Below are 15,151 nucleotides of genomic sequence, written 5' to 3'. Positions count from 1 at the left end.
GCGCTCTCCTTTGTGCGAGTGATCAGTCTATGTCGGCTCGTCGCAGCGGGTACTTGGCGAGGGTGATCAGACTGATGGCGATGAGGATCGCTGGAACAACGCTGAAGCTCACAACAATTCCTGTCACGGCGGCATCGGGTTGGATTACCAATTCGCTCGCGGTGGAGGAGATGTAACCGGTTGCGGTGAGGGTGATCGAGAGTGTGGTGGCGCCGAGTGCGAAACCGACCGTCTCGCCGGCCGTCCACACACCGCTGAACGCACCGGCTTGGCCCGCACCGTAGGCGCGCTCGTCTGCCGAGATCACATCGGGAAGCATGGCCATCGGCAAAGACTGCATGCCCGCGTACGCGATTCCACTCACGGCAACCGGCGCGTAAACCCACTCGCCTGGTACCCAGAGCGCAAGAACGATCGTCAATGCGGCGATCGCGAAGACGACGCTCGAGATTGCAAAGGAGCGTTCCTTGCCAATGCGACGAGCAATCGCGCCCCACACCGGAGCCGCGAACAGCGCTGGCGCGATGAGCGCCACGAAAAGCAGCTCAACGGCGGCTTCCGAGTGGAGCACCCAGGTCGCGACGTACTGAGCACCGGCCAGCATGAGGCCGGTCGCCAAAGCCTGCAGCACGAACGTGGCAAGCAACGCGCGAAAAGCCCCGCTGCGACGAAGCGCCGCGATACCCGCCGCGTAGTGCACGCGAATGCTCGTGCGAGGAGGAGGCGCAGTCGGTGCGATCGGTGTGGACGCTGATGAAGAGGGCTGGATGCTGCTGCGTGCGGCGCGGCGAGTCACGGTGGTGGCGAGCAGCATCCCGACCCCGATGACCAACCCCGCGATGATGCCCATTACGAGATAGCCGGTGACCGGATCGTCGGTAGTGCGGCGCAGCGCGGGGCCGCCAGCGCCGAACAGCAGGATGGCGAACGTCAGCACGACGACCCGCCACGTCAGCAGACGTGTTCGCTCGTTGTAGTCGGGGGTCAACTCTGCAGGCAGGGCGATGTAGGGCACTTGAAACAGGCTGAACGCGGTCGCGGTGGCAGTGAACGCGATGACGATCCAGATTGCGCCGATGACCGGGCCCAGTGACGGCGGCACGGCGAAGGTGAGTGCGAAGAACACCGGCAACGAGAGTGCGCCGACGAGCATGAGACGCCGCCGCGTACCGTTGTGAATCAAGTCTCGGTCGGTCATCGCGCCGATAATCGGGTCGATGACGACATCCCAGACCTTGGCGCCCGCAATGACTAGGCCCGCGACTAATGCTGCGATCCCGAGCGAGTCGGTCATGTAATAAGTGAGCACGAGCCCCGGAAGGGTGGCGAAGCCACCGGTGCCGAGAGATCCGATCGCGTAGCGCCAGATGGTGCTGCCGGGCAAGCGTCGTGTGGTCGCAGGCGTCTGCAGTACCGATTCCGTGTCGCGCGCAGGCGTATCGTTCGCGGCGCCGTGGGCATCATTGCTCATCGCAGAAGTGTAAGTCTCTGTGCGGCGATTCTCACCGTTCGAGAGCGTTTAGCCGCGAGGTGTCGCCGCTTCTACTGCGAGTCGCACGGCGGCGAGTCCTTCGAGTACCTCTTCGAATGACGTAGACAGCGGCGATAGTCCAATGCGCAGCCCGTGTGGGTCGCGGTAATCGGGAATGATGTCGTTCTGCCACAGCGCTGCGGTCACCTCGCGCATTGTCGGATGCGAGAGGGTGATGTGCCCTCCGCGCCGGTCGGCCTCGCGGGGGGAGGCGACAGTGACTCCCAGCGGAGAAAGCAGTGCGTCGCTCACGCGCAGCGCGAACTCGGTCAGTTGTACAGACTTTTCGCGCACTGCGGCGATGCCGACGCGCTCGATCAGCATCAGTGTGTCTTGCATGGCAAGCATGCCGGTGATCGGCGGTGTGCCCGACACAAACCGCCGCATGCCCTCGGCCGGGCGATACTCGGGCCCCATCGCGAAGACGTCTGCTGTGCCCATCCAGCCTTGGATGGGTTGTGTCAACGAGTTGTGCAGATGCGACGCGACATAAGCGAACGCGGGCGAGCCCGGCCCGCCGTTGAGGTATTTGTAGGTGCAGCCGACGGCGAGGTCAAAGCCCCACTCATCGGCGTGCACTGGTACGGAGCCAGCGGAGTGGCACAGGTCCCACAGAATGAGTGCGCCAGCGTCGTGCGCGATGGCGGTGAGAGCAGGCGCGTCAGCAAGATAGCCCGAGCGGTACGCCACGTGCGACAGCAAGACCACCGCGGTTTCGGCTCCTACCGCTGCGCTCAGCGCGTCGGCCGTGACACCGCCGTTGAGATCGACGTCGATCCAGCGCACGCGCCCGCCACGCTCTCGCGCGATCCCTTCGACGAGGTAACGATCGGTGGGAAAGTTATCGCGGTCGACCACGATCTCGACGCGTGCCGGGTCTGCCGCATGCTGTGTGTCGAACGCCGCGCGAAGCAATTTGTAGAGCAGCACCGTGGTGGAGTCGCCGACCACAGTCTGACCCGCCGCTGCGCCGATCGCTGCCCGGCCGATCGAGTCGCCGATTTCGAAAGGAAGTTGCATCCAGGCTTCATCCCAGCCTCGAATGAGGCGACCGCCCCACTCTTGCTCGACGAACGACGTCAAGCGCGCCACGCTGGCCCGCAGCGGACGCCCCAGTGAGTTGCCGTCGAAGTACACCAGCGATGTGTCGGCACCCACGAACTCGCCGCGCACTTCACTTAGACCGTCAGCGAGGTCAAGCGCAGCTGCGGCCGAGGCGAAGTCTTCGATCGCCTGCGAATACTCGGTCTCAGTCATCATGCACCAGCTCCTCGTGTGGAACGACGGTGGCGTTCGCCAGCCATCGCGGGATGTGTTCGATCGACGCGGGCGGGTCGCCGGGAACGAAGGTGGCGACGCCTGCCAAGGCATCGTTGTAGGGCCAGGCGTCGATGAGGGTGTCGATCAGTGCGCTGCCCTGAATTCCTGCCGCGTTCATCGCCGCGACCTCGCGCACGTTGATGCCGACGGGCAGATCGCCATTGCCAAGATCCGTGCCGTAGAGCACATGGCCGCCAGCGGCGGCGAAGGTGGTGAGGTTCTGCGTTGCATGTGAGATCGCCGCGGGGTCATCCCGATGGATGTCGAGCGTTGAGATCCACTGTTGGCCAGCTTCGACGCATTCGCCCACCAGATCGGGGGTGAGCGCCTCGCTGAAGGGAGTGTGAGCCAGCACATCGACTTGGGCATCGAGAGCGAGACGGAGCATGCCCTCTCCTTGCACATGAGCCACGACGGGGAGCGAGTTCTCATGCGCGACTTCAACGATCGCGCCAAGGGTCATCGCATCGAAGGCCGCGGTGCCAGCGTGCAGAGCAACCTTGATGACGGCGGCACCGAATGTCGCCTGCTCTTGGACCGCCGTTGCTGCGCCGCCCGCGATGCCCGGATGCAGTGAGGAATCAGTGACCTCGCGCCAGATGGTGTCGGGAGCCCACGTGCGTCCGGTGGGATACCCGCCCCGGGGAGTGAGAATGGCACCGGCATAGGCCAGACGCGGAATATGGTCGAGAGGGCGCCGAGCAAGCGCGACGGGATCGCCTCCGAGATCCACCACCCCAGCGATGCCACCCGCGGCGAATCCTGACTCATCGATGAGGTGCAGGTGAATGTGGTGATCGATAAGTGGCGGCAACGCGACACCATGGCTGCCAGTCAACGCCGCACGGCACAGCACAGCACTCGGGCCGAGCAGGGCACGCAAGGCGAACGGGTCGCCGTTCATCGGCCGATCTCGGTGCGCACTGCGAACAGTTCAGGAAAGAAGGTCAGCTGGAGCGCTCGCTGCAAGAAGGGAACTCCGCTGGATCCGCCGGTGCCGTGCTTGAAGCCGATGATTCGTTCGACAGTCTTGAGGTGTCTGAAGCGCCAGAGCTGAAAGTTGTCCTCGAGGTCGACCAGTTCTTCGCAAGTCTCGTACGCCTCCCAATGGGACTTGGGATCTTCGTAGATGGCGGTGAGCACGGGCACCAACTCGGGCGAGAACGTCCAGGCTTGCGTGACGTCACGCTCAAGGAGCTCTGTGGGAATCTCGTAGCCCGTGCGAGCGAGTAGCCGAAGGAACTCGTCGTAGAGGCTCGGGGCCTGCAACGCAGAGTTGACCAGTTCGTATGCGGCAGGGTCGTTCTCGAAGACACGAAGCATCGCCGCGTTCTTGTTGCCCAAGGTGAACTCGATAGCCCGGTATTGGGGAGATTGAAAGCCGCTCGCGTTGCCCAGCACGCCGCGAAACTGGGCATACTCGGCGGGAGTCAACGTTGCCAGCACCGACCATTGTTCCGTGAGGGTGCGCTGAATGTGCTTCACGCGCGCAACGCACTTGAGTGCTGGCGCAAGGTTGTCCTCGCGCAGATAGGTGCATGCCGCGCCAAGCTCATGCAACACCAGCTTGAGCCACAGTTCCGTGGTCTGGTGCTGAATGATGAACAGCAGCTCATCATGATGCTCGGGCGAGCTCAGTGGGCGCTGCGCAGACAGCAACGTGGCGAGATCGAGATACCCGCCGTAGCTCATGCGATCGGCAAAGTCGGTCACTACCGACTCTTCGATGGCTCGGGTATTTCGATCGACGCCTTCGCTCACACGCTCAGCCTACGGCCGCGCGGTGTTTCTCGCTGGGGGATCAGCGTGTTCAGATCAGCGAAAGCTCGCGCAGCTTCGACTCGACATCGGCGTTAGACGGCTCGACGTGGTGAGAAGCGTCGGGGTAGACAACGACCGGAATGTTTGTGCGACCCGAAACTTCGCGCGCCACATCTGCCGCGGCAGGATCAGCGACCAGGTCAACGTAGGTGTACTCGACACCGAGGGTGTCGAGCTGTGCCTTCGTGCGTACGCAGTCGCGGCACCAGTCCGCGCCGAAAAGGGTGATTGTGGTCGAATCAGTCATGCTTCTATTCTGCGGCCAATTTTCCGGGTGGGCTCTGAACGGTGTGTGCAGAACTCGTGTCATAACGCTCAGGCATGCGACTATGAGAGATAGTGCAACTGTCGATCATCGTTCCCACGTTCAATGAGGCTCCGAACATCGCGGAGCTTGTTCGGCGTGTCACGGCGAGCGTTTCGCGCCTCGACGCCGAGATTGTTTTCGTCGATGACAGCACGGATGCAACGCCCAATGTGATCCGCGAGGTGGCGAAAACCGCGACCATGCCGGTCCGCGTCATCCACCGTGAAACCCGCGAGGGCGGATTGGGTGGAGCGGTCGTCGAAGGCTTCGTTGCCGCCGAAGCCGATCTGTGTGTTGTGATCGACGGCGACCTTCAGCATCCACCAGAAAAGATCATCGAACTTTGGGACCGCTTTTCTCAGGGCGATGTCGACATCGTGACCGCATCTCGGTATGCAGGTGGCGGCACAGCCAACGGTCTCGCTGACCGCACGCGCGTGCTGGTGTCGAAAGCATCGACGGCCGTGACGAAGGCGATGTTTCCCGTCAGGCTGCACGATGTGGCAGACCCAATGACGGGCTTCTTCATGATCGATCGTCGCTCGGTCGACACGGCAGTTCTGAAACCGCGCGGATTCAAGATTCTGCTTGAGATTCTCGCGCGTCGAAACTTTCGCATCGCCGAGATACCGTTCGATTTCGCGGGCCGACATGCGGGCGAGTCGAAAGCGTCGATGCGTCAGGGCTTGCACTTTCTCACCCAGCTCACCGCGCTGCGGTTCGGAAAGATGTCGTTGTTTGCGGTGATCGGTGCGCTCGGAGCCGTCGCGAACGTGGCGATCGTCTGGGCATTGACCGGGTTGGACGTCGACTACATCTGGGCGGCGATTATCGCGGCCGAAGCGACGATCCTCGGCAACTTCGTGCTGCAAGAGCGCTTCGTGTTCCATGACATGCGCGATGAAGCTTCCAGCATGTGGATGCGCTTTGTGAAGTCATTCACCTTCAACAACGCAGAGGCGTTGATCAGAATCCCGATCATCGCGCTGATGGTGGAATCCGGACACTTCTCAGCCGTCATTGCCACGGCGATCACGCTGGTGTTTGCGTTCGTCTTACGTTTCGTCTTCCACTCGCTGGTGGTCTATGCGCCGAAGAAGCCGGGGGAGACGCCCAGCAAGGCGCGTCAGCTGGCAGAAGAGATCGACGAGCAGCTGATGACTCCCGGCGAGCTCTAGACGGAGTCGCTCGGGAGCGAGCACGCTTGTGCGACGCACCGGCGTCCGATCGCGAACCATGCGAGAGGACCGAACAGCGGAACAAAGACGATGAGCATCACCCACATCAGTCGTTCGGTCAGACTGAGCCACTTGGTCGCGCGCCACCAAGACACCATTGCGACGACGGTCAGAACCGCGATTGCGAGCATCACAATCGACCAGATGACGTCGTAGCTCGCGGGCGCCAGGGGGTTCGCAACGGCAAGCATAAACGCGACGATACCCGACTACGCTGACCGTGTGACTACTCTCATTTTGACCGTCGTCGGAGATGACAGAGCCGGCCTCGTGGCCAAGATCGCAGAGATCGTCGAGCACCACGGAGGCAACTGGGAAAATAGCGAACTCGCTGAGCTCGCGGGAACCTTCGCGGGGGTGATCCAGGTGTCAGTGGCACCCGAGCGAGCCGATGATCTGCGTGCCGCGCTCGACATTCTGGAAGGTCTGCTCACCGTCACCGTGCACACGAGCGCAGACAGTGACGTGAGCGCGAGCGATGCGCAGATGGTCACTGTGCGCGTGCTCGGCAACGACCGAGCGGGCATCGTTCGGGATATTTCTTCGGTGCTGAGCGCCCACGACATCAGCATCGATCGACTCACCACCGAGACGAAAGATGCGGCCATGTTCGGCGGTCGCCTGTTCGAGGCGACCGTGGTGGCGAAGGTAGCCGCATCGATCGATTTGGCGGAGGTGCAAGACGGTATCGAGAAGCTTGCCGCCGAGATTCAGGTGGACGTCACCTTCGAGCGCTGAGCGCTCGCCGACTCAGTCGCGGTGTTCGCGGTAGTACGCCAGGAGTGACTGGGTTGACGCATCTTGCGCGGCGATCGCGGCGCTGTCACCTTCGATCGCCGGAGCGATCTGCATGGCGAGTTGTTTGCCCAGCTCGACTCCCCACTGATCGAACGAGTTGATGCCCCAGATCACACCCTGGGTGAAGGTGATGTGCTCGTAGAGCCCCACCAGCTGTCCGAGTACCGATGGAGTGAGCGACGCAGCGAAGATTGACGTCGTGGGGCGGTTGCCGTCAAACGTGCGTGCTGCGACCAGTGCTCCGGTCGTGCCCTCGGCTTCGACCTCGGCTGCGGTCTTGCCAAAAGCGAGGGCTTTCGTCTGTGCCAGAAAGTTCGCGAGGAAAAGCCCATGCACATCGGTACCGCCGTCTTCACGCGGGTACGCCGGGTTGACGAACGCGATGAAGTCGGCGGGAATCAGCCGCGTGCCCTGGTGGATGAGCTGGTAGAAAGCGTGCTGACCGTTTGTGCCCGGCTCGCCCCAGAAGACCTCGCCAGTCTCTGTCGTGACGGGCGACCCGTCCCAGCGCACTGACTTGCCGTTCGACTCCATGGTGAGCTGCTGCAGGTACGCCGCAAAGCGGTGCATCTGCTGCGCGTAGGGCAGCACTGCGTGCGACTGCGATCCGAGAAAGTTCGAGTACCAGATGTTGAGCAGCCCCATAAGGACCGGAACATTCTCGTGGAGAGGCTGCGTGCGCACGTGCTCATCGACGGCGTGGAAGCCGGCGAGCAGCTCGCGGAATACATCCGGTCCGAGAGTGATGGCCAGCGATGTGCCGATGGCACTGTCGACCGAATAGCGGCCGCCCACCCAGTCCCAGAACCCGAATGCGTTTGCGGTGTCGATGCCGAAGTCCGCAACCTTGTCGAGCGCGGTCGACACAGCGATGAAGTGGTGAGCAACCGCGTCTGTTCGGGATGCTTCATCGTCGGCGATCACGCTGGCTTCGACGAGCTTCGTCCAGAGCCATTGGCGCGCGAGGCGCGCGTTCGTGAGTGTTTCGAGGGTTGTGAAGGTTTTAGACGCCACGATGAACAAGGTTGTCTCGGGGTCGAGGTCAGCCGTCGTCTGGGCAATGTCTGTCGGGTCGATATTCGACACGAAGCGCGCTTCGATGCCCGCGTCGGCGTAGGGCTTGAGTGCCTCGTAGATCATGACGGGGCCGAGGTCACTGCCGCCGATGCCGATATTGACGACGTGCGTCACCTTCTTGCCGGTCACGCCCCTCCACTCGCCACTGCGAACCCGGGCGGCGAATGCGTCGATCTTGGCGAGCACGTGCTGCACATCGTCATCGATCTGCTGGCCGTCTACAACGAGTGCGGGGCTTGCGCCTGCGGGCCGGCGAAGCGCGGTGTGAAGCACGGCACGGTCTTCGGTGGTGTTGATGTGCTCACCAGCGAGCATCGCCGCATAGCGCTCGGCAACACCGGTCTGCTCAGCGAGGCGCACGAGCGAGGCCACGATGTCGTCGGTGACGAGGTTCTTTGACAAATCGACTCGCAGGTCGGCGAGGTCGAAGGTGAGCCGCTCTACGCGGCCAGGATCATTGGCGAACCAAGAGCGCAGGTCGGGGGAGAAACCCTCGTGGTGGGCGCTGAGTTCAGCCCAGGCGGACGTGGAAGTGGCGTCGATCGGTGCAGTCACGAGACAAACGCTACCCACTCTGGGGGTGTCGCGGGGACCGAGAGGGCAAAATAAAAGACCCTCCCCCAGTAGAAGCCTAGGAAAGGGCCAGTGGCTCCGACGGGCGTCGATCCCGTGACCTCTCGATTTTCAGTCGAACGCTCTACCAACTGAGCTACAGAGCCTCGCGGCATTTCGAAAAACGTCGCGATCTAAGACGAAAGGCCCTCTCGAAAAAGGGCCCGTCGCTCAGAGCGACCCTGACGGGACTTGAACCCGCGACCTCCGCCGTGACAGGGCGGCACGCTAACCAGCTGCGCTACAGGGCCTTGCATATTAAATTGTAGTGTGACCCCAACGGGATTCGAACCCGTGCTACCGCCGTGAAAGGGCGGCGTCCTAGGCCACTAAACGATGGGGCCGGGTCGCCCGATGGGATCAGGCTTGCCGAGGGTCAAGCATACGCAAACATTCATGAATGTGCCAATCGAGGGCGCGCCGAACCAGGTTAACTCTCAGCGCAATCGAGACTGGCTGGTGCGCTTGGGCGCGAACGAGCGCAGGATATAGACAACACAAAAACCCATTTCGGGACTCATGTTGCTAATGTGAAAGTTGTGACTAGGCGCGGGCGGGAGGAATTGATGGTTTCCGAAGACGTCGCAGACGACTGCGGCTGCGCTCCGACCGACCGTGAACGCCGCGGCTTCAGCTCAGTTCTCAACCGTCGATCAGCTCTCGGCCTTGGTGCTCTCAGCGTCGTTTCTTTCAGCGCACTGTTCGGTGGCGTCGTCGCACCGGCCTTTGCCGCGACCTACCCGTCGTGGGACGACGTCGAAGAGGCGCGCAAGAACGAGTCATCCAAGGCTTCCGAGATCGCCCGCATCCAGGCGCTCATCCAAGCATTGGCTGACGATGTCGCAGCCAAACAGGCTCTCGCAGAGCAAGCCTCTGAAGATTTCTACACAGCACAGCAGGAGTATTTCGACGCTTCTTATCGCGCCGACGAGCTTCAGTCTCAAGCCGACGAGCAGGCGCAGCTGGCCCTCGATACGGCAAACAAGGCCGGGCGCGTCGCCGCTCAGCTCTACCGCAACGGCGGCGACGACACGTCGATGGAGCTGTTTTTCTCGGGTTCCGCTGCGTCGGCCGACGATCTGCTCGCTCGACTGGGCACGATGGACAAGCTCATCGAGCGCAACCAGTCGGTCTACGCAGAGGCGATCACCGCGCGCGATTCAGCCCAGAGCCTGACCGACCAAGCCGAACTGCAGCGCGCTGAGCGCGACCGGTTGCAGAAGATCGCCGAGCAGAAGATGGTGGCCGCGCAAGAGGCCGCCGACGCCGCACAGGCAGCACTCGACGAGCAGACCGAGCGCAAGATCACTCTTGACGCGCAGTTGGCAGCGTTGCAAGACACGTCTGCTCGCACGCTGGCTGAGTATCAGGAGGGCGAGCGCGTTCGCATCGAGGCTGAGCGCAAGGCGAAAGAAGAAGCTGAGCGCAAGGCGAAAGAAGAAGCTGAGCGTCTCGCCGCCGCTGCGGCCGCCGCAGCGAAAGCCGCCGCTGCAGCGAACAGTGGGAGCAGTGGTAGCGGCAGCAGCGGGAGCAGCAGCGGCAGTAGCGGCAGCGGGTCGAGCAGCTCAGGTTCGAGTTCGAGCTCGGGCTGGGTGCGTCCATCGACGGGCTATCAGAGTTCCGGCTATGGCGCTCGCTATGTGCAATGCGGCAACGGATACTGCTCGAGCGGATATCACTACGGCGTCGACCTGGCCGCAGGCTGTGGCTCGGCAATCTACGCAGCCTATGGCGGCACCGTGGAATATGCCGGCTACAACGGCGGCTACGGAAACTACATCAAGATCAACCACGGCGGCAATATCGGCACCGGATATGCGCACATTCGTTCTGGCGGCATCTTCGTCAGTAGTGGGCAAACGGTGAGCGCCGGGCAGCTCATCGCCAGCGAGGGAAACACGGGCAACTCGTTCGGCTGCCACCTTCACTTCGAGACCTATGTCAACGGATTCCCTGTGAACCCGATCAGCTTCATGTCGGCGCGAGGAATCTCGGTTTAGACGACGAGGGGTGGATGCCTCGCGGCATCCACCCCTCAAAAATGCCTTTACAGACTGCTGGGCGATTCGCCCTCGCCCTGCGTGCGAGTCTCGCCCTCGTGCTCCTCGAAGCGCACAAAAGACTCAGAGACGAGACGCTCGGCCTCGGCAGCTCCAGCCCACTCATCGACCTTGACCCACTTGCCAGGCTCAAGATCTTTGTAGTGCTCGAAGAAGTGACCAATCTCGTTCTGCGTGTACTGCGAGATGTCTGAGATGTCTTGAATGTGATCCCAGCGCGGGTCCTTCGCGATGACGGCTACGACCTTGTCGTCTCCACCGGCCTCGTCGCTCATCTTCAGCACGCCGACGGGGCGTACCTTGGCAATGATGCCGGGGGCGAGATCGTGGTCAAGCAGAACCAGCACGTCGAGGGGATCGCCGTCTTCGCCGAGGGTGTTCTCGAAGAACCCGTAGTTGGCGGGGTAGCCCATCGGGGTGTACAAGATGCGGTCGAGAAAAACGCGGCCAGTGCCGTGGTCAACTTCGTATTTGATCTTGCTGTTGCGAGGGATCTCGATAACGGCGTCGTATGCGCCCATGGGGTTCTCCTTCAAAATCTGTGGGATGCCGCCGTCCAGCCTAGTCGCGTGACCATCCAGATATCAGTGGCACCCCGGCGTCGCCGGTAGCGTAGCCCCGTGGCACATCGTGAACCCCTTGATCCCGCCGTCGCCGAGGTTCGGTTGGCGGTGCGCTCTGTGCTGTCAACGATGCAGGCAGGCGACACGGTGATCGTCGCGGTGTCGGGTGGCGCGGATTCGCTCGCGCTAGCCGCTGCCGTTGCATTCGAAGCCCCGAAACTCTTGATCACGGCCCTCTCAGTCACAGTGGATCACTCGTTGCAACCCGGCTCTGCCCAAATCGCTGCCGATGCGAGTGACAAGGCCCGTGCGCTAGGGCTGGAAAGTCGCGTGGTTACTGTCGAAGTCGAGCTCCAAGGCGGGCCAGAGGCATCCGCCCGACGCGCTCGCTATGCCGCTCTCGGTGAGGCTGCACGTGAGGTGGGTGCGGTGGCGGTGCTTACTGGCCACACTCTCGACGATCAAGCCGAGACCGTGCTGCTCGGGCTTGCGCGCGGATCGGGTGCCGCCAGCCTGCAAGGAATGGCAGTCGAAGCGGAGCTGGACGGACTCTCGCTCGTGCGTCCGTTGCTCGAGATTCGCCGTGAGACGACACGAATCGCCAGCGCCGCGCAGCACCTCGCGCCCTGGGACGACCCGCACAACGACGACCCGCGCTTCGCGCGCGTGCGCGTGCGCACAACAGTGTTGCCCGTGCTTGAGGCTGAGCTCGGACCCGGCATTGCCGAGGCGCTTGCGCGCACAGCAGCGCAGCTGCGTGAAGATGCGGAGGCGTTCGACGAGATGATCAACGAGACGATTGAAGACATTGTCGAGCATGCCGAAGCGGGCATCTCGGTGTCAGCGCTCGCCCTCGCCGCCAACCCCGCTGCGCTGCGAAATCGCATCATTCGGCACGTGGTCGCATCTGAGTTCCACCAAAGCCTCACCAGGGCACAAACGCTTGAAGTTGCGCGTCTCGTCACGCGCTGGGCAGGTCAGGGAGCCATCGATTTGCCGGGATGCCAGGCCCGCCGCATCGGCAACCAGCTGGAGTTCACAGCACGCACCGTCAACGACGACTGACTCTGACGAAACGGCGACTGCGCCATAGACTCGCTGTTATGCGCGCGGCCGAAATTCGAGACGACCTGACCGACATTCTTGTGACCGAGGAGCAGATCCTTCACAAGCTCGACGAGATCGCCGCGCAAGTCGCAAGCGACTACGAGGGCAAGGACCTGCTTTTGGTGGGTGTGCTCAAAGGCGCAGTTATGGTGATGGCCGATTTTTCACGGGCGCTGCCCACCCCGGTTCCCATGGACTGGATGGCCGTCTCTTCGTATGGCGCCGGAACCAAATCGAGCGGTGTCGTACAGATTCGAAAAGACCTCGATACGGATCTGCACGACAAGCACGTGCTGATCGTTGAAGACATCATCGACTCAGGGCTGACCCTCGCGTGGTTGCTTGAAAACTTCGAGTCACGCGGTGCGGCCTCGATCGAAGTTTTCGCGCTGCTGCGCAAGCCCGACGCAGCCAAGGTTGAGGTGCGCTCGAAGTATGTCGGATTCGACATTCCCAATGACTTTGTTGTCGGCTACGGACTCGACTATGCCGAGAAGTACCGCAACCTGCGGGATGTCGCTGTCCTGGCGCCGCACGTGTATCAAGACTGAGCTGGCCGCTGGCCGCTTACGCCGTGGGCGAATGCACAGCAATGGCATAGCGCCCCCGTTATACCCTGAATGCACCGCCGCGCGAGGCACGAGTGTGCGTTGCGGAGGTTCGTCGACGAAAGGGATCGGGCACACGCCCGCACCATGAACTTCAAGAAGCTCACCCGTAGCCCGTTCTTCTATGCACTGCTGATCGGGCTTCTGCTGATCGTCGGGTTCTTGCTCATCTCGAGCTTGACCGGCGCTAAGCAGATCACGACGCAGCAGGGACTTGAACTGCTCGACGGCAACACGGTTGTCGAAGCGGGGATCACGGATGGCGACCAGCGCGTCGATCTGACGCTGTCGGAACCATTTGAAGGGTCCGAAGACGTGCAGTTCTACTACGTAGAGGCCCGCGCCGACGAGGTCGTTACGGCCATCAACAATGCGAATCCGACCGATGGCTTCAACGACACGGTTCCGCAGACCACCTGGCTCGATGGGCTGCTGTCGCTGATGATTCCGATTCTGCTGCTGGGTCTGTTGTTCTGGTGGTTGCTCTCGAGTGCGCAGGGCGGCGGCAGCAAGGTGATGCAGTTTGGTAAATCGAAGGCCAAGCTCGTCAGCAAAGAAATGCCGCAGGTCACTTTCGCAGATGTTGCTGGCTCGGATGAAGCCATCGAAGAGATGGAAGAGATCAAAGACTTTTTGCAAGATCCGACTCGCTTCCAGGCAGTCGGCGCTCGTATCCCGAAGGGCGTCTTGCTGTACGGCCCCCCAGGAACAGGCAAGACCCTGCTCGCTCGCGCTGTCGCAGGCGAGGCCGGAGTGCCTTTCTACTCGATCTCAGGTTCTGACTTTGTTGAGATGTTCGTCGGTGTCGGCGCCAGCCGCGTTCGCGACCTGTTCAACCAGGCCAAAGAAACCGCACCCGCCATCATCTTCATCGACGAGATCGACGCCGTGGGACGCCACCGTGGCGCTGGCATGGGCGGCGGGCACGATGAGCGTGAGCAGACGCTCAACCAGATGCTCGTGGAGATGGACGGCTTCGACCCGAAGGCGAACGTCATCGTCATCGCGGCGACCAACCGCCCCGACATCCTTGACCCCGCACTTCTTCGCCCGGGCCGCTTCGACCGTCAGATCGGTGTTGACGCTCCCGATCTGAAGGGCCGCAAAACGATCCTTGAAGTGCACGGTCGCGGCAAGCCGCTGTCGGACAACGTTGACCTTGAGGTCGTCGCACGCAAGACTCCGGGCTTCACCGGCGCTGACCTCGCCAACGTGTTGAACGAGGCTGCGCTGCTCACCGCGCGATCGAACGCGCAATTGATCGACAACCGCGCACTCGACGAGGCAATCGACCGCGTGATCGCTGGCCCGCAGCGGCGCACACGTGTCATGAAAGACAAAGAGAAGCTCATCACCGCGTACCACGAGGGTGGCCACGCGCTGGCAGCGGCGGCGATGAACCACACCGACCCCGTCACCAAGGTCACGATTCTTCCGCGAGGGCGTGCGCTCGGGTACACCATGGTGCTTCCCCTCGAAGACAAGTACTCGGTTACGCGAAACGAATTGCAAGACCAGCTTGCCTACGCGATGGGCGGGCGTGTGGCAGAAGAGGTCGTTTTCCACGACCCCACCACGGGTGCCTCCAACGACATCGAGAAGGCCACGAGCATCGCACGCAAGATGGTGACTGAATACGGCATGACCGGTGACGTGGGCCCGGTCAAGCTCGGCTCGTCGTCGGGTGAGGTATTCATGGGCCGCGACATGGGTCACGGGCGTGACTTCTCAGAGCGCATCGCTGAGCGGGTCGATGACCAGGTACGTGCGCTTATTGAGCAGGCACACAACGAAGCGTACGAAGTGATCAACGAGAACCGTGATGTGCTCGACAAGCTGGCTCTTGAGCTGCTTGAGAAAGAGACACTCGACCACCTCGAACTCGCCGAGATATTCAAGGACGTCAAGCGCCTGCCGCCGCGGCCACAGTGGCTCTCGAGCGAGCAGCGCCCGGTGTCGCAGCATCCTCCTGTAGACGTTCCTGCCCGCGCCCCCGCGCCCGACCTGGTGGTCGCGTCGGTCGAGGCAGAAGCTGACACCGAGGCTGAGGTGGCCGCGCCCGAGCCTCGCGCGAGCGGGCAAGCGCGCCCGGCGACCGCGTAGGAGCGA

At 62.3% G+C, this 15,151-nt stretch carries 14 protein-coding genes and 3 tRNA genes; 6 read left to right on the top strand and 11 right to left on the bottom strand.

Going from position 1 to position 15,151, the window contains the following annotated elements:
- Positions 1-22: 22 nt before the first annotated feature.
- The 5 genes from AB0O81_RS07375 to AB0O81_RS07355 are packed head-to-tail and all read right to left on the bottom strand — an operon-like array spanning position 23 to position 4,919.
- On the bottom strand, positions 23-1,471 hold the full coding sequence (locus AB0O81_RS07375) for an MFS transporter (RefSeq protein WP_363582787.1): 1,449 nt from the start codon (positions 1,469-1,471) through the stop codon (positions 23-25).
- 48 nt (positions 1,472-1,519) lie between these two features.
- A complete protein-coding gene (locus AB0O81_RS07370) occupies positions 1,520-2,791 on the bottom strand; it encodes an aminotransferase class V-fold PLP-dependent enzyme (RefSeq protein ID WP_363582785.1) in 1,272 nt (423 codons plus the stop codon).
- Entirely contained in the window at positions 2,781-3,755 is a 975-nt protein-coding gene (locus tag AB0O81_RS07365) for a hypothetical protein (RefSeq protein WP_363582783.1), read from the bottom strand. The genes AB0O81_RS07370 and AB0O81_RS07365 overlap by 11 nt, the downstream gene beginning before the upstream one ends.
- Positions 3,752-4,612, bottom strand: coding sequence for a tryptophan 2,3-dioxygenase (gene kynA, locus AB0O81_RS07360; RefSeq protein ID WP_363582781.1), 861 nt, complete (start codon positions 4,610-4,612; stop codon positions 3,752-3,754). The genes AB0O81_RS07365 and kynA overlap by 4 nt, the downstream gene beginning before the upstream one ends.
- 49 nt (positions 4,613-4,661) lie before the next feature.
- Positions 4,662-4,919, bottom strand: coding sequence for a glutaredoxin domain-containing protein (locus AB0O81_RS07355; RefSeq protein WP_337336848.1), 258 nt, complete (start codon positions 4,917-4,919; stop codon positions 4,662-4,664).
- Positions 4,920-5,011: 92 nt separating this feature from the next.
- Here AB0O81_RS07355 and AB0O81_RS07350 point away from each other — a divergent pair, with 92 nt between their 5' ends.
- Positions 5,012-6,157: a glycosyltransferase family 2 protein gene (locus AB0O81_RS07350; RefSeq protein WP_363582778.1), complete on the top strand. Its 1,146-nt coding sequence runs from the start codon at positions 5,012-5,014 to the stop codon at positions 6,155-6,157.
- On the opposite strand, the gene AB0O81_RS07345 is transcribed toward AB0O81_RS07350, so the two are convergent.
- Positions 6,154-6,408, bottom strand: a complete 255-nt coding sequence (locus AB0O81_RS07345) for a PLDc N-terminal domain-containing protein (RefSeq protein WP_363582776.1) — start codon at positions 6,406-6,408, stop codon at positions 6,154-6,156. The two genes, AB0O81_RS07350 and AB0O81_RS07345, sit on opposite strands and share 4 nt — an antisense overlap.
- Before the next feature lie 31 nt (positions 6,409-6,439).
- Here AB0O81_RS07345 and AB0O81_RS07340 point away from each other — a divergent pair, with 31 nt between their 5' ends.
- Complete coding sequence (locus AB0O81_RS07340) at positions 6,440-6,955, top strand: ACT domain-containing protein (protein ID WP_363582774.1); 516 nt, start codon at positions 6,440-6,442, stop codon at positions 6,953-6,955.
- 12 nt (positions 6,956-6,967) lie between these two features.
- Here the strand turns inward: AB0O81_RS07340 and pgi are convergent, their stop codons facing one another.
- The 4 genes from pgi to AB0O81_RS07320 all read right to left on the bottom strand — a co-directional run bounded on the left by pgi (position 6,968) and on the right by AB0O81_RS07320 (position 9,048).
- Positions 6,968-8,647: a glucose-6-phosphate isomerase gene (gene pgi, locus AB0O81_RS07335; RefSeq protein WP_363582772.1), complete on the bottom strand. Its 1,680-nt coding sequence runs from the start codon at positions 8,645-8,647 to the stop codon at positions 6,968-6,970.
- Positions 8,648-8,738: 91 nt separating this feature from the next.
- Positions 8,739-8,811 (bottom strand) — tRNA-Phe (locus AB0O81_RS07330).
- A 70-nt stretch (positions 8,812-8,881) separates the two neighbouring features.
- Positions 8,882-8,955 (bottom strand) — tRNA-Asp (locus tag AB0O81_RS07325).
- 20 nt (positions 8,956-8,975) lie between these two features.
- A tRNA-Glu gene (locus tag AB0O81_RS07320) sits at positions 8,976-9,048 on the bottom strand.
- Positions 9,049-9,270: 222 nt separating this feature from the next.
- On the opposite strand from AB0O81_RS07320, the gene AB0O81_RS07315 reads away from it, so the two are divergent.
- Positions 9,271-10,704: a peptidoglycan DD-metalloendopeptidase family protein gene (locus AB0O81_RS07315; RefSeq protein ID WP_363582770.1), complete on the top strand. Its 1,434-nt coding sequence runs from the start codon at positions 9,271-9,273 to the stop codon at positions 10,702-10,704.
- Between the two features lie 47 nt (positions 10,705-10,751).
- Here the strand turns inward: AB0O81_RS07315 and ppa are convergent, their stop codons facing one another.
- Entirely contained in the window at positions 10,752-11,285 is a 534-nt protein-coding gene (gene ppa, locus AB0O81_RS07310; RefSeq protein ID WP_363582768.1) for an inorganic diphosphatase, read from the bottom strand.
- Positions 11,286-11,384: 99 nt separating this feature from the next.
- Between ppa and tilS the strand changes: the two genes are divergently transcribed.
- The 3 genes from tilS (at position 11,385) to ftsH (ending at position 15,145) form a co-directional block, all read left to right on the top strand.
- A complete protein-coding gene (tilS, locus tag AB0O81_RS07305; protein ID WP_363582766.1) occupies positions 11,385-12,392 on the top strand; it encodes a tRNA lysidine(34) synthetase TilS in 1,008 nt (335 codons plus the stop codon).
- A gap of 38 nt (positions 12,393-12,430) precedes the next feature.
- Complete coding sequence (gene hpt, locus AB0O81_RS07300) at positions 12,431-12,985, top strand: hypoxanthine phosphoribosyltransferase (protein WP_363582764.1); 555 nt, start codon at positions 12,431-12,433, stop codon at positions 12,983-12,985.
- 144 nt (positions 12,986-13,129) lie between these two features.
- Entirely contained in the window at positions 13,130-15,145 is a 2,016-nt protein-coding gene (gene ftsH / locus AB0O81_RS07295) for an ATP-dependent zinc metalloprotease FtsH (protein ID WP_363582762.1), read from the top strand.
- Positions 15,146-15,151 lie beyond the last annotated feature (6 nt).

This window comes from Microbacterium sp. NPDC076911 (assembly GCF_040687125.1).
Lineage (GTDB): Bacteria > Actinomycetota > Actinomycetes > Actinomycetales > Microbacteriaceae > Microbacterium.
Note: the sequence above shows the minus strand (reverse complement) of the source record. Positions and strands in the feature narration are given on the sequence as shown.